At 46.7% G+C, this 14636-nt stretch carries 10 protein-coding genes; 6 read left to right on the top strand and 4 right to left on the bottom strand.

The annotated features are described in order from the left end of the window. Positions 1-101 precede the first annotated feature (101 nt). Positions 102-1727: a phosphoglycerate dehydrogenase gene (serA, locus tag V144x_RS25815; protein ID WP_144989687.1), complete on the bottom strand. Its 1626-nt coding sequence runs from the start codon at positions 1725-1727 to the stop codon at positions 102-104. A gap of 310 nt (positions 1728-2037) precedes the next feature. Here serA and V144x_RS25810 point away from each other — a divergent pair, with 310 nt between their 5' ends. After that, entirely contained in the window at positions 2038-3432 is a 1395-nt protein-coding gene (locus V144x_RS25810; protein ID WP_197998641.1) for a TAXI family TRAP transporter solute-binding subunit, read from the top strand. A 63-nt stretch (positions 3433-3495) separates the two neighbouring features. Continuing rightward, positions 3496-4173, top strand: a complete 678-nt coding sequence (locus V144x_RS25805; protein ID WP_144989683.1) for a hypothetical protein — start codon at positions 3496-3498, stop codon at positions 4171-4173. A gap of 49 nt (positions 4174-4222) precedes the next feature. On the opposite strand, the gene trmB is transcribed toward V144x_RS25805, so the two are convergent. Further along, on the bottom strand, positions 4223-4852 hold the full coding sequence (gene trmB, locus V144x_RS25800; protein ID WP_144989681.1) for a tRNA (guanosine(46)-N7)-methyltransferase TrmB: 630 nt from the start codon (positions 4850-4852) through the stop codon (positions 4223-4225). A 128-nt stretch (positions 4853-4980) separates the two neighbouring features. On the opposite strand from trmB, the gene V144x_RS25795 reads away from it, so the two are divergent. Then, the gene (locus V144x_RS25795; RefSeq protein ID WP_144989679.1) at positions 4981-5541 is read left to right on the top strand and encodes a CinA family protein; all 561 of its coding nucleotides are present in this window, start codon (positions 4981-4983) and stop codon (positions 5539-5541) included. 411 nt (positions 5542-5952) lie between these two features. After that, positions 5953-8346: a HEAT repeat domain-containing protein gene (locus V144x_RS25790; RefSeq protein WP_144989677.1), complete on the top strand. Its 2394-nt coding sequence runs from the start codon at positions 5953-5955 to the stop codon at positions 8344-8346. A gap of 144 nt (positions 8347-8490) precedes the next feature. On the opposite strand, the gene V144x_RS25785 is transcribed toward V144x_RS25790, so the two are convergent. Next, on the bottom strand, positions 8491-8883 hold the full coding sequence (locus V144x_RS25785) for a hypothetical protein (protein ID WP_144989675.1): 393 nt from the start codon (positions 8881-8883) through the stop codon (positions 8491-8493). A 377-nt stretch (positions 8884-9260) separates the two neighbouring features. On the opposite strand from V144x_RS25785, the gene V144x_RS25780 reads away from it, so the two are divergent. Together V144x_RS25780 and V144x_RS25775 are read left to right on the top strand one after the other, a co-directional pair. Then, positions 9261-10937, top strand: a complete 1677-nt coding sequence (locus V144x_RS25780) for an NAD+ synthase (protein WP_144989673.1) — start codon at positions 9261-9263, stop codon at positions 10935-10937. A 56-nt stretch (positions 10938-10993) separates the two neighbouring features. Continuing rightward, positions 10994-13339, top strand: coding sequence for an exo-beta-N-acetylmuramidase NamZ domain-containing protein (locus V144x_RS25775; RefSeq protein ID WP_144989671.1), 2346 nt, complete (start codon positions 10994-10996; stop codon positions 13337-13339). A 26-nt stretch (positions 13340-13365) separates the two neighbouring features. On the opposite strand, the gene ppk2 is transcribed toward V144x_RS25775, so the two are convergent. Beyond that, positions 13366-14289 (bottom strand): polyphosphate kinase 2, encoded by a 924-nt coding sequence (gene ppk2 / locus V144x_RS25770; protein ID WP_144989669.1) that lies wholly within the window; start codon positions 14287-14289, stop codon positions 13366-13368. Between the last annotated feature and the right edge of the window lie 347 nt (positions 14290-14636).

Raw genomic sequence — 14636 nt, 5'->3', positions numbered from 1 at the left:
CTGATCAACTGTTTTGCAGGTACGGGCCCTAAAGTGTGCTGAAAACTGCTTCAATCGCTTCATCAAAGAAGATTTAATGAAGCGACTGTTAAGCAAAGAGACTATTGTAACCAGGGAAGCGGGGCAGTCGCGGGCGGCATTTTTACTAGTTTCACACAGGAAACGTCTTTGTGGCCGGAGACTTCTGCCAAAGCTGCTTCCGGAACTTCTCCATCGACATTCAGAACAGCAATCGCTTCACCACCAGGTTGGTTTTGAAGTCGACCTAGAGCCATGTGAGCAATGTTGACTTTGTGATTGCCCAAAACCGTGCCGATATAACCGATGAGTCCGGGAACGTCATGATGGCGGTAGATCAACAGATTGCCATCGAGGTAACCATCGAGATAAAACTCATCCAACTTGGTAAGTCGTAAGAAGTCCTGCCCGAAAATAGTACCGGCTGCCGAGTACTGGCCTTCGTCTGTTTCGATCGTCGCTGAGATCATCGTAGAAAGTGTGCCGGCTTCGCTGGATTTCGATTCAGAAATCCCAATTCCACGCTCTTTTGCGAATACCGTGGCGTTTACGATATTGATATCTGCCTCAAAAGCATTGGAGAGTAACCCCGCCGCAAAACTGGATGTGATCAGTTTCGTTTGTTTCTCTGCCACTTCACCTCGATACTGAATTTGGACGTTTTTGAGACTGCCTTCTGTCTGGTGAGACAGGAACAAACCCAGACGATGCCCCAACTCAACATGTGGTTTCAGGTCTGCCATTTCTGCTCCCGAAACGGGAATCATATTGATGGCGTGGCGAATTTCGTTGCGGGTGAGATAATCGGTAATAATCTCTGCGGCTTCCAAAGCGACCATTTCCTGTGCTTCATCTGTGGAAGCACCAAGGTGGGGAGTCGATAACATATTAGGCGCATCGATCAATCGTCGGTTTTCTGGTGGTTCCTGAGTAAACACGTCACAAGCGGCTCCCGCGACTTTACCCGATTCAAGTGCATCTGCCAGATCGTCTTCGTTGATAATACCACCCCGGGCACAGTTGATAATTCTGACTCCGGGACGCATCGTGGCGATACGCTCGGCGTTAATCAGGTCACGCGTTTCATCTGTCAGAGGAGTGTGCACGCTGAGGAAGTCGCAGTGTTTAACGATTTCATCCACTTCCTTATAGAGTTCGATACCATATTCGGCTGCCTTCTCTGCAGAAAGGAAGGGATCATAACCGATGACTTTCATTTCCAGGCCTTGTGCCCGTTGCGCGACGGAAAGACCGATACGTCCCAGTCCCACGACGGCCAGTGTTTTCCCGGCGACCTGGGTTCCGGTTAATTTTTTACGCTCCCACTTGCCTTCTTTCATTGTTGAGTAAGCAGGTCCGATATTACGAGCCAGTCCCATCATGAGGGCAATGGTTTGCTCAGCCGTACTAGTGGTATTTCCAGCGGGCGTATTCATCACGACAATACCTTCGCGCGTGGCGGCCACACGATCGATATTATCAACGCCGACACCTGCCCGGACAATTGCCTTTAATCTGGGTTGCCCTTTCAGGACTTCGTCCGTGAGTTTGGTCGCGCTGCGAATGATGATCCCATCTGCTGACTTGAGTGCTTCCCGTACTTCTTCCGGCGAAAGACCGGACCGAACATCGACTTCGATTTCCGGGTTATCTTCGAGAACTTTAAGGCCGGCTGGCGAAAGATTGTCCGTGATCAGGACTCGGTACATGGAACTCACTCGCTTTTCAAAACAGGGGAAATTAGTGACTGAAAGCTTACAATGGCTTCCTATGATACAGAGGTATCGCCCCTTAGCATAGTTCGCCAAAAAATCGCGCCAAGGGTAACAGCTGTGCAAAGTGGGGAAATCTAAAAACAGTTTGATACCCCTGGAGTTCAGACTCGTTATTCATATGGAAACAGTCGAATTCTGGCTGAAAAGAAGATAAATTCAGCGAAATAGACTATGATATTCTGTGCACATTCTGCTGGAATCATCGGAGATTATTATTTTTGAGAATTTATCAATGAAGGTGGATATGAAGCGTACTCTGTTCAAAATTCTGGTTGTCAGCTTGCTGGTTTCATTGCCTGTCATCCTGCATTTCACCTATCAGTGGATGACGGCGTTGCCCAGACAGATCACGATTGCCGCAGGTCATCCAGAAGGTCGCTATCACGGAATGGCCGTGCAACTCAAATCGATGTTAGAGCAACGTTTACCGATTGATGTGGAGATTCTAGAGACGAAAGGATCTTTGGAAAATCTGGAATTATTAAGAAGCGGAAAAGCGGATCTGGGTTTTTATCAACCAGGTACGGAGTTTGCGCTGGCGACATTGAAACCGGTCGAGGCGGCTAAGCCGAAACCGATGCTACACACAACACCCCATATCTGTTTCATTGCCAACCTGTATTCACAAGTAGTGCATATTATTGTGCCCGCTGATTCTGATATTAAGAGTGTGAATGACCTGAAAGGCCGCCGTATTGCGATTGGCGAACAAAGCTCTGGAGACCTGGCCGCCAGTGTGCCGCTCTTGCAGCACTTTCAATTGACTTTGGACGAAATTGAACCCGCGTATCTTTCCTATGAAGAGATCGAAAAACAGTTCGGAGGCAATACGTTAGACGCAGCAATCGTGACAGTGGGAGTTCAAGCTCCAGTGCTCCATGATTTGCTGGAAACCGGTCACTATCGCATTCTGGAAATTCCCTATATCGGCGCACTGACGCGCAAGGAATCTCATTTTTATGAATATGAAATTCCGGCAGGCATGTATCGCCGGGCAGAGCCGACAGTTCCTCCCCAAAATTTGCAGACAGTGGCTTGCGGTGCGCATCTGCTCACAAGGGAGTCCGTGTCCGCCGATCTCATTGCTGAAGTGACCTTGATCATTCTGCATCAAAATTTTTCACGACAGATGCGTTTGAACGAGCTATTTGCACAAGGCAATACATTTGCCCGCGACAATCAGGGATTCCCGGTTCATCTTGGTGCGGATCATGCATATAATCCTGAATTGAAACCCTTTCTGAATTCCGAGTTTGTTGAAGCAACTGAGGGGATGCGATCGTTCATCGTGTCGATCCTGATTGCCGCGTATCTGTTGTTTCGATGGGTTCAGAATCGGCGCTCAAAAGCGAAGGAACATAAACTGGACCGTTATATTCGACAATTGGTGGAAATCGAAAACAAGCAGATGCAACTGGACGGAAATAATCGCGATGACGGAGTTGTGTTACATCAGTTACTTGATGATGTGACTTGTTTACGTCAGGAAACACTGAAACAGTTTTCAGCACATGAATTGAATGAAGATCGCGCCACCGATGTTTTTCTGGAAATGTGCCATGCCTTGAGTGACAAAATTAACGCCAAGCTGTTAGGCTGGAAAATCGATCGTCTGGGTGAGACAATCGATAAATCCTGAAGTGTTCTTTTTACCAGAAAAAGCGGCTCGCTTTCAAAACGTAATTTCATCCGGATGCGGATTATGCTGGCTAACGTCAATCTCATTAATTGTGTTCTGATCGTGGTGGGAATGGGCGTTTGTTATCTGTTTGTCCTGATTCCGATTCTGATTTACTATGCCATTCAGCATATGCGATCACCCCGGTTAATTTTGTTACCTGAAGCGGATTGGGATGAATACTATGAAAATAAATGTCGTCTTGAATCTGACTGGGCTGAATCAAATCAATTCAATCAAGTCGGCATTTATCGTTTACAGCAGAATTTTATCCTGGTTTGGGAACACCTTGAAAGTGCCACTTTTTTTCAGGTCACACTTTCACCTTATGGACGGTTTCACAGTTTCACGACGGTTTTCTCAGATGACTATTCTCTGATTACGGCAAATGATCGAGAATCACTTGTGTTCCCTTCGCCTCCCAAGCAATTCGTCCAGTCATTTGGGATCGAGGCTTTAGATCTCTTAGTTGAAAAACACCAGTTAACGCTGGTGGATTTAATCAAAGTCAAGCATTTGGAGTTACCAGAGCAAGTACCCGACTTTGAGGAAACTTATCTGAATCAGATACGTCAGCAGCATGAGCATGTTCGGTCGGTTCCGCTCTATCCGATTCGAGGCATCTGGTGGTATCACATCGGTCGGCGAGTTAAGTTCAATCAGCCCATTGATCTACAACAGGCTGTGTTAGAGCATTTGTAAATACATAGTGCAGTCGCATGACCATAAAAAGACTATGTATGTGGGCACTTTATGATTGCAGTTCCCAGAGTCCGCGGTGAATTTTCCAGCCCTCGTTTCGCTTTTTTCGTTCGAAGCTGGTTTGATAATCCATTTCATGCTCGGGTAGCTTTTCTTCGGGAGCGTCCCGATGTGCAAATTGACTGGCGTGATCCATCAAATTTTTAACCCGTTCGAAATACTCTTCGACGTCAGTCCAGAAGTGAAGTTCACCTCCCTGCTTGAGCACCGTTGTGACCTGTCTGACAAACACATCCGTGAAAATTCGACGTTTATGATGTCGTTTTTTCCACCAGGGATCAGGAAAGTAGACATGCACTTCGGAAATGGATGATTTCGGGATAAAGTTGTCAAAGGCCATTCGCGCATCCCCGCCCAAAACACGGGCATTGGGCCGGTCCGCTTTGAAGAGTCGTGTCGCTGCCCGCCGCCCTTCACGATAGTCGATTTCCAGACCGAGATAATTTTTGTCCGGATTTGCTCCGCTGGAATTAAACAGGAATAAACCGCGACCTGTTCCTACATCTAATACAACGGGGTTGTCATTCCCGAAAAAGTCGCTCCAGTTGAAAGGGCCTTCCAGATCCTCGAGGGTTTGAAAGTAGGGTTTGAGGTCTGTTGTAGGCTTGGAACGCGACATGATTTGAAAAAACGATATTTCTTAGATTAGAAGAGAAAATAATTATTACGACGCACACACTGTAGAATAGAGAGCGTGGCGTGTAAATTATCAAGAGAGAACCGCAGGTTGTTTTTTGGAGATCCCCTATGTTACCCGATTTTTTGCTGCAAGCTGCGAAAGAAGTTCAGGCGACTTTGAGAACGCATGATGAAAAGCTGGTGCTGGCTGAAAGCTGCACCGGTGGTCTGGTGGCGACTTTAATGACCAGCCTGCCGGGAATTTCTGATTATTTTTGTGGTTCCGCCGTCGTTTACCGCTGGGATACCAAAATGAAATGGTTGGGCGTGCAGCCGGAGACTCTGGAAAAATATACGGATGTGAGTCGTGAAACAGCCAGAGAGTTGGCACTTGGAGTCTTAAAGCAAACTCCCGAAGCAACATGGGCTGCATCAATTACAGGTCACCTGGGGCCAAATGCCCCCCAAGATCAAGATGGACTGATTTGTATTGGCGTAGCTCATCGAAGTTCAATGGATCTCAGTAACCCACCAGAAATAAAGAGAGTCGAATCCTTCCAAACAGATTCTTTACTTTCAGAGTTTCGATTCGAAGCCGATTCGACACCGGAACTCTCACTGAGGCAACAGAGACAGCTTGCTGCCGCCCGTCAAATGCTGAAGCTGATTTCAGCTGCTTTAGAACGCTAACCCGTTGTACTCCGAGCATTATGGCAGCATCATGAATGAGTTTGAGGTACCTGCTACCGTTTAGGGCAGTATATTCCGAATAATCGTCAAACTTTATCTGTCTGGAAACGTTTGCTTCGTTTTTCCACGTGTTGCAACCCGCTCTTCCGGCACGATCTTCGTTGCGAAAGTGATATTCTGTCTTTCCCTTTGCATCAGCACAACATGAATAACCGAATTATTCACTAAGCCACAAGTGTTCGTTTAATACATTCTATTTGGCATGACCCATGTAAATGGAATGACCTCCGGTAGAGTGTTCTCGCCGGAATCAGGGTGGAATTGATGCTTCGAAGTACTCACGAGATCAATTCTACATAACGGCTATAAAGACTAATCCCTCTCGACTCCATCTTTTTAGAGGATTTCATAATGAAGCGCTGCAGTATTTGGGCCGCAGTTCTTTCAGCGTCTGTCGCTGTTCCGTTCGCAGGTTGTTCTCATATGCCCACAGCCATGCTTCCTTCATCTGCGAAGGAAAAAGTTCTGGATAGCAAAATGGTCGTTGCTCAGGATTTAGAAAACAAAAAAGAATTTGAAAAGGCCAAAAAAGCCTACGAATCGATTCATAAGGCAGATCCCAAGCACGCGCGTGCCTGTCATCGACTGGCCATCGTCAGTTATCGATTAGGTGAACGCGAGAAAGCACTGGAGTACTTTAAGCAAGGACATGAACTTACACCTGAAAACCCAGAGCTTCTGAGTGACTATGGTTACGCGCTGTATAAGATGAAACAGTACAAGCAGGCAGAAGGGATTCTGAAAAAATCAGTAAAGCTTGATTCACAAAGTGAGCGCGCGATTACTCGACTGGCAACCGTGTATGGTATCCAGGGGAAAATGAAAGAGAGTTACACCGAACTCCGCAAAATCAGTTCCCCTGCAGAGGCACATGAAATTGTTGCACACCTGCACTCCCAACGTGGAGAGAAACAATTGGCCTTAAGCCATTACCAGAAATCGCTGGCGATCAGCAAAAGAGAAGCCAGTGGCAGGGGAGATTTGAAAAAGGGTTCCAAAGCATACGAGCTGAATCAGGAATTATTGAAGCGCGTCGAACAGAATGTTGCCCACCTTTCGAGCGATCCCAGTCTGAAATCCGCGCAATCAAAAATGCAAATGGTCAACCATTCTCAGCAGAAGAAACGTGAGTTGACTGCATCTGTCGCAGAAAAAGACCTCTTTCGCAAACCAGTCGAAAAAACGTCTAAGAAAACAATCAGGAAAAGTATAAAGAAGACACCAGAAATCGAAGTTGCTGAAACGAAAGACTCTCCATTCCGCGTCATTCGAGAACGTATTGTAAATCCGGGAGCGAAACAGAAAGTAGAGAATCCGTTTCTGGCAGATCCCAAGTTAGCGGAATCTGCTTTTGAAAAACCAAAAATGGAAGTTGCCGAGAAGAAACAAGAGACTCAATCAAAAGCCAAACAACAGATTGATGAGCTGGATCAGCTTCTGGCTCGAACAAAATCGCGTCCTGAGGTAAAAGAAGAAATTACGTTCAGAAAACTGACTGATGAAGACGTGCAAAAAGTAGAACGATCTATTAAAGCAGAAAAACAGACAGCGCAAGTGACCAGAGACGTACAGGTGGCTCGCGTTGACACGAAACCAGTTCAGAAAAATATAAAACAGAAACGCTCTGCCTATGAATTAATGCGTGAATTGCAGTATGAGCTGATTGCAGACTTCACGCCTCCTGAAGAGGAGTTGATCATAGAAGACAAACCTGAATTCCAACTGGTTGAGCAGACTGAACCCCAGGTTGCGTCTGTACCACAAAGAGAAGTGGAGAATCCTTTTGTGAATCAGACCCGTCAGGTGACGGTTCAATCTCCCTTTGAAGGACGCACGATTAAGCTTGGAAAATGGAAGCCTGTTGAACCTGGAATGAAAGCTCCAGAAAAAACTCAGGTGAGTACTGTCTCACGTCAAGTTGAGGTCCAACCTGTCCTAAAGAGCAAAAAAACTTTTGTGCAAAACGCGATTGTAAGCCGACCCAAGCCAGAAACAGCTCAGCCGATGACGGCAGCCGATATGTGCCCTGCTGCGACCGGAGAAGTATTGAAGTTAGTCAAGCAACTTGATGCACATGATGTACCAACGTTGAAACAGGCTGTTCAACGCCTGGGGGCGATGGAATCCGAGGCAACAGCAGCGACACCCGCTCTCCGATCGTTAACGCTACATGAAAATATGGGAGTTCGTATTCAGTGTGCGTTTTCATTGTGGAAAATTGAAGGAAACACCGATGATTCGATTCCCACTTTGATTGACGCCATGAACTCATTTGTTGAGAGTGATCGTTCCTTTGCCGCAGCCGTGTTGTCTCAGATGGGTACGCAATCTCAGGAGTTAACACCCATTCTGGTTCGTTCGTTGTCAGATACGAATGAGTACGTCCGCTTACATACTGCCGAGTTACTGGCTCGTAATCCAGAGTGGCAATCTCAGGCAAATAAAACTCTGGCCGATTGTGTTGTATCCAAAGATGTCAACATCCGCTGGCTAGCGACCTACAGTCTGGCAGATCTGAAATCTCAGGATGATCGAGTCGTTGCTGCTCTCTCTATTGCCTTGCAAGACAAAGCCAGCCAGGTTCGAGCGGGAGCCGCTTATGCACTGGGCGAAATCGGCCCGTATGCACACAAGTCGATTCCTGAATTACTAAAAGCACGTTTTGATTCAAACTCCGAAGTCAGAGTGGCTGCAAAGAATGCTCTGAGTCGTGTGCGACGAGTCAGTCCACCTTCGGCAAATTAACCTGAATTCAAGCCCAAATAGTATTTCGAGAAATGCTATTTGGGCTGAATAGAATCGATTCCAGCGAAGAATGCTTTTGGCGAGTGTACCTCACCCTTTCCTCTGTCAATTCCAGGCTCAGATTCTTTCGAGCTCACTCTTTTTTTAGAATCTGTTGCGAGAAGCTAAGGGTTGCTTATTGACTGTCTGGTATTGACTGTTCTGATCGGGGCCATTTGATATCAAATGTTGAGACAAGCTGATTTTAGGACCCTGGGAGACGAGGTGACGTTCAAGACGCCCTTCCAGAGCAACTCCTTTTTTCTCCAGAAGTTTTTCTCGTTTTTTGCGTTCTCTTCGTGTTGCCAGTGCGCCGAGTCCAAAATACGAGATCAAGCCGAAGACCCCCATCATCAGATACATGCTGTTAGTGGGCAACGATGATATGTTTCCGGTTGCCATACCCAGCACAAAGATACTGATAATCAGGATCGATGTATGACTTAATAAAGGCCCTTTGCCTGTTTCTGTTGATGATCTTTTTCTAGAATGTGTCATAAGGAGGTCTCAGCCCTGGAAAATTCGAGATGGGAAATCGATAGAAAACGGGCTTTAACGATGGCCCGGTTCGCTTGAGAGACAGGGATCTGCTCATCGTAAATCTAGTTTGAGACTTTTGGTCGGTCAAAAAAAAAGGCCACTTTTCGTAACGTTTTTTATAAGTACAGTAAAATCTGCACTTATTTTTAGCGAATTTTGATATTACAGATAGATTGGCCGGTAAAATTAATACAACTACTAGGATTATGATGGTTTTCATTTGCGTGAAATCATGTAAATATTCAATCCGAGTTTTGGCGTGTGAAGACATCATTGCGAGCAATTGTTAAATAAAGATGAATCAACGGCGTCAGTTTCAGGAGTAAAGAGCGTCTGTGAAAATTGCCTTGGCACAACTCAATCCGACGGTAGGCGACCTGCGTGGAAATTGTCAGCGAATTCTAGACACAGTACGGCGGGGAGAACAAGCGGGTGCAGACCTGATTCTTTTTTCAGAGCTGGCAGTGTGTGGATACCCTCCTAAAGATATTCTGTTGCGGGAAGGATTTGTCGAAGCCTGTGATCAAGCGATTGAGCATCTGGCAGGCCAAATTTCGTCAGGGATTGGTGTGATCGTGGGGCATCCTACCGGGCGAGATCTTCCACCGGAGCGCATGGCCAATGCCGCCAGCCTGTTGCATGAGGGCAAAGTATCAGCGTGTGTCCATAAATTACTTCTTCCGACTTACGATGTGTTCGATGAGCATCGCTATTTTCGTTCTGCGGAGTTGAGCGGTATTCAACCCATTAAATTTCAGGGGTTCAAACTGGGGCTCCATATTTGTGAAGATGCCTGGTGGGGGCAGCCGGATACGTTTTACCATAATCAGCCTGAGGAGTTACCCGATCCGGTGCAGATCCTGGCAGAAGCCGGTTCCGATTTGCTGATCAATATATCTGCGAGTCCTTTTGAAATTGAAAAACGCGAACGTCGGCATCAGATTGTCAGTTCACATGTGGATCGTTTTTCCATTCCCTACCTGTTTGTGAATCAAGTGGGCGGTAACGATGATTTGGTTTTCGATGGGCATAGTTTTGTAACAGATCAGCATAATCGAATTGCACTCCAGATGCCCGGGTTTAAAGAGGATCTGAGCTACTTCGATACAGAACACCCTTTGGATGTGGAAGCAAACAAAGTCGAAGCGAGTTCTCGTGAAGAGCAACTTTTTGAGGCCCTGGTACTGGGGCTGCGGGATTACATGCAGAAGTGCGGATTCACCGATTGTGTACTAGGTTTATCGGGGGGGATTGATAGTGCGCTGGCGTGTACCATTGCCGCTGAAGCCATCGGGGCTGAGCACGTACATGCTTTGTTACTACCCAGCCGTTACAGCAGCGAGCACAGCATTTCTGATTCTTTGGAACTGGTAAAAAATCTGGGACTTGACTATGAAATCATTCCCATCGATGAAGTGCATCGCGCATTCGAAAATCTGCCTGTGATCGGAGACGATTTGAAAGGGCAGCCTGCAGGACTGGCAGATCAGAATCTACAGGCGCGTATTCGCGGTGCGAATGTGATGGTGCGAAGTAATCGGCATGGCTGGCTGGCATTGGCAACGGGAAACAAGAGTGAACTGGCGGTGGGATATTGCACACTCTATGGTGATATGGCGGGAGGATTTGCCGTTCTAAGCGACGTGTTCAAATGCGATGTCTATCTGGTCTCCCGTCATGTAAATCAAAGAGCGGGACGGACAATCATACCTGAACATATTCTGGAAAAGCCACCAAGTGCAGAATTGGCTCCGAATCAGGTCGACCAGGATTCCTTACCACCTTATGATTTATTGGATGCTATTCTCAAAGGTTTGATTGAAGACGAGCTTTCCGTTCAGAGCCTGTCGAAACAATATCCTATCGAAACCGTTCGCTGGGTTGCCAGGAAACTGGATCAGAATGAATTCAAACGTCGACAAATGCCTCCGGGAATCAAACTCTCCGGGCGTGCTTTTGGTTCAGGTCGTCGTATGCCGATGGCAGCACGTTTTCAATGGGAAGCAGAGTAATCAGTTCCACCAGCAGCATGATTCAACCCAAATCAATTTAATAGTGGGATCATTCAATGAAGTGTCATTCCTTTTTGGCTATCTGTTGTCTCTTTTTCTTTTCCGGTTTACCGAGTGCTTTTACCGCGGAACCACCTCGGCTACCACAGGTAAAACCGAAAGCGGTTGGCATGGATGCCAGGCGGTTAGCGATGATTGATTTTGTAGTTCAGCGTGGGCTGGATAGGAAATCAATGCCTGGTGCGGTCGTGCTGGTTGGGTATCAGGGAAAGGTTGTGTTTTTGAAAGCGTACGGTGATCGTCAGTTGAAACCAGAAAGAGTGCCGATGACGACCGATACCGTATTTGATATGGCATCACTGACCAAACCGATTCCCACTGCCACGAGTGTGATGCAGTTGGTAGAGCAGGGGAAGATCAAGCTGACCGATCCTGTTTCCAAATACATTCCCGAATTTGCCGTGAATGGAAAACAGGACATTACTGTGTATCAACTATTGACTCATCAAGGGGGATTGATACCCGATAACTCCATTAAAGACTACCGGGATGGTGCCAAAAAAGCGATGGAGCGAATTTATGCTTTAAAACTTTATTACAAGCCAGGGACGCGATTTGTCTATACCGATGTCGGTTTCATCTTATTAGCCGATATTATAAAACGCGTCACAGGTCAATCAGTTCATGAGTATTCCAGTAAAAACGTATTTCAGCCGTTGGGGATGAATGAAACAGGTTACCTGCCCGGACCAAAATTAAAAAAACGTGCCGCTACAACACAGCAACGCGAAGATCGTTGGATGCAAGGTGAGGTGCACGACCCAAGGGCATACCGACTGGGAGGGGTTGCCGGGCATGCAGGATTATTTTCAACGGCGGAAGATTTAGCTGTTTATGCTCAGGCGATGCTCAACCAGGGTTCCTATGCGGGAGCTCAAATTTTAAAACCAGAGATCGTAAAAATGATGACGCGCGGTTATCCCGTTGATGATGTTAAACGTGGTCTCGGCTGGGATGTGCTTTCGCGTTATTCTTCGAATCGAGGTGATTTCCTTTCAAAGCAGGCGTTTGGGCATGGCGGGTTTACAGGAACCTCGCTTTGGATTGATCCCGCTCAGGATTTATTTGTAATCTTTCTCAGCAATCGGGTGCACCCCGACGGGAAAGGCTCGGTTAATTCGTTAGCAGGGCGTATCGGAACTATCGCTGCCGCAGCAATAGACCAGCAATCCATTCAGCAATCAACGCCGGCGGTCGCTGCCAGTGATGCTTTATCAGTGCTGACTGGCATTGATGTGTTACGAGAGAACCGGTTCAAATCACTGAAAGGATTGAAGATTGGTTTGATTACCAACCACACGGGTTTAAGCCGTGATGGTAAGAGTACGGTGGAAATTCTGCATGAAGCCCCTAATGTCCAGCTTAAGACCTTATTCAGCCCCGAGCATGGTTTTGCCGGTAAGTTAGATGTTTCGAAAATCGGCGATTCGACAGATCAGAAAACCGGATTGAAAATATTCAGTCTTTATGGAAAAACAAGAACTCCCACCCCCGAGAGCTTGCAAGGACTGGATGCGATTGTGTTCGACATTCAGGATATCGGTGCGCGATTTTATACCTATATTTCCACAATGGGAAATGCGATGCAGGCCGCACAAAAACAGGGGCTCAAATTTATTGTCCTGGATCGTCCCAACCCGATTAACGGCGTCGACTTTGCGGGCCCGGTTCTGGATGAAGGAGCACAATCGTTTGTGGGTTACCACCGGATTCCGGTTCGTCATGGAATGACTGTCGGCGAATTGGCGCGGATGTTTAACAGCGAAATGAAGATCAACGTTGACTTGCAGGTCATTCAATTACAAAACTGGAAACGGGAGATGTACTTTGATGAGACCGGCCTGACCTGGGTCAATCCCTCTCCCAATATGCGAAATCTGAACGAAGCCGTTTTTTATCCCGGCATCGGTTTGTTAGAAACAACCAATCTGTCGGTAGGGCGCGGGACCGATTCTCCCTTTGAATGGATCGGTGCGTCCTGGCTGGATGGCATGAAACTGGCGCGGCGGCTAAATCAAGCGGGGCTACCTGGAGTTCGTTTTGTTCCCGTTCAATTCACTCCAAGTTCCAGTAAATTTTCGGGTGAGTTGTGTGGTGGTGTGAATTTCATCATCACAGATCGGCGCGCGTTTCAATCAGTGAGGACCGGGCTGGAAGTGGCACATCAGCTACGTTTGCTGTTTCCCGATCAATGGGAGACGAAGCACTTTAACCGCTTGTTAGGAAACCAACGAGTATTTGATGCTGTCGTGGCAGGCAAAACTGTGCCGCAGATTCAAGCTTTGTATCAGGATGATCTTGCTGAATTCGCCGTCCGGCGGGCGAAGTATTTGTTATATTGATCCGGTGTAGCCATCGCAATGAGCGCTCACCACTTGCTGGTGTCGTACATCATTTCTTTAGAGCCGATGATTTTAGGATCAAAAGTCCCGACGATGTTTTCGTCTTTGTTGGGGTAATCAATATGACTCAGAATATAACTTAAACAGCTCAAACGAGCACGTTTTTTATCATCAGAATGAATCACAATCCAAGGGCTGGCTTTCGTATCTGTGGCCATTAGCATGGCATTTTGCGCTTCAGTGTATTCATCCCAGAGACCCAGACTTTTTATGTCAATGGGACTCAATTTCCATTGCCTCAGTTTGTCCGTCTCACGCGCTTTGAAGCGGCGAAATTGCTCTTCACGACTTACGGAGAACCAAAGCTTAAACAGCCGCACTCCGGAATTCACCAGCATATTTTCCACCTGTGGTGCTTCGCGGAGGAAGGTATGGTGTTCACTCGGGCGACAAAAACCCATCACAGGTTCGACGACTCCCCGGTTATACCAGGAGCGATCGAACAAGACGATTTCGCCTCTCGTTGGTAAGTGTTCGATGTAACGTTGAAAGTACCACTGGCCTTGCTCGGTTTCAGTCGGTTTTGGCAAAGCGACAATTCGAGCACCGCGAGGATTGAGGTGTTCCCTGAAGCGTTTGATGGTGCCCCCTTTACCGGCAGCATCGCGTCCCTCGAATAAGAGTACGATTCGCTCTCCTTTCTGCTGGACCCACCTTTGCAGTTTCAATAGCTCAATCTGCAACAGTTTTAAATCCTCTGCATATTTTTTTCGCTTCATTTTGCTGCGATAAGGATAAGATTTACAGAGGATGTCCTGCTTTGAGGCAGATTTGACTTTCTCTTGAATTTCTTCGGGAACCAGATCGTGCGGGATTTCTAACTGATGGGTGATGGGCAGCAGAGTTGTGTCTTCTTGGGGGTTTGCTTTTTTTCCGGATTTTGAATCCATGTGTCACCCTAAATTGCTCTATTTGTGAAGGAAAATCGGTTTTGGAAATGTTGAGAGAGGAACTTTATTATGAAGTTCTGATGAGGAAATAGAAACCTGATCATTCATCAAGCGAGAGAATTATAGAAATTACAAAATCTATAAAAGCTATAAGATGTATTATAGTAAAGGTTTAATAGTTTTGTTGAGTTTAATGAGAGTGAATCAGAGTTGGAATTCACACCTTGTCTTCTTCCGGGTTGTTGAAAAGTTCCTCTTGCAGCAAAATCACCTTTTTTTTAGGCTCTGCCTCTCATCTCTCGTTTCTTACCTCATTTTCTTTCGTGACTACTTCTCAACAGCGACTG

Origin of the sequence: Gimesia aquarii (assembly GCF_007748195.1) — a bacterium.
In the GTDB taxonomy this organism is placed as follows: domain Bacteria; phylum Planctomycetota; class Planctomycetia; order Planctomycetales; family Planctomycetaceae; genus Gimesia; species Gimesia aquarii.
The sequence above is the reverse complement of the archived record's forward strand: the minus strand, read 5'-3'. Positions and strand labels throughout refer to the sequence as shown.

What these genes read in the sequence shown, in the direction of transcription:
- serA (WP_144989687.1), bottom strand. Translation starts at nt 1,727, where the DNA reads ATGTACCGAGTCCTGATCACGGACAATCTTTCGCCAGCCGGCCTTAAA.
- V144x_RS25810 (WP_197998641.1), top strand. Translation starts at nt 2,038, where the DNA reads ATGAAGCGTACTCTGTTCAAAATTCTGGTTGTCAGCTTGCTGGTTTCA.
- V144x_RS25805 (WP_144989683.1), top strand. Translation starts at nt 3,496, where the DNA reads ATGCTGGCTAACGTCAATCTCATTAATTGTGTTCTGATCGTGGTGGGA.
- trmB (WP_144989681.1), bottom strand. Translation starts at nt 4,852, where the DNA reads ATGTCGCGTTCCAAGCCTACAACAGACCTCAAACCCTACTTTCAAACC.
- V144x_RS25795 (WP_144989679.1), top strand. Translation starts at nt 4,981, where the DNA reads ATGTTACCCGATTTTTTGCTGCAAGCTGCGAAAGAAGTTCAGGCGACT.
- V144x_RS25790 (WP_144989677.1), top strand. Translation starts at nt 5,953, where the DNA reads ATGAAGCGCTGCAGTATTTGGGCCGCAGTTCTTTCAGCGTCTGTCGCT.
- V144x_RS25785 (WP_144989675.1), bottom strand. Translation starts at nt 8,883, where the DNA reads ATGACACATTCTAGAAAAAGATCATCAACAGAAACAGGCAAAGGGCCT.
- V144x_RS25775 (WP_144989671.1), top strand. Translation starts at nt 10,994, where the DNA reads ATGAAGTGTCATTCCTTTTTGGCTATCTGTTGTCTCTTTTTCTTTTCC.
- ppk2 (WP_144989669.1), bottom strand. Translation starts at nt 14,289, where the DNA reads ATGGATTCAAAATCCGGAAAAAAAGCAAACCCCCAAGAAGACACAACT.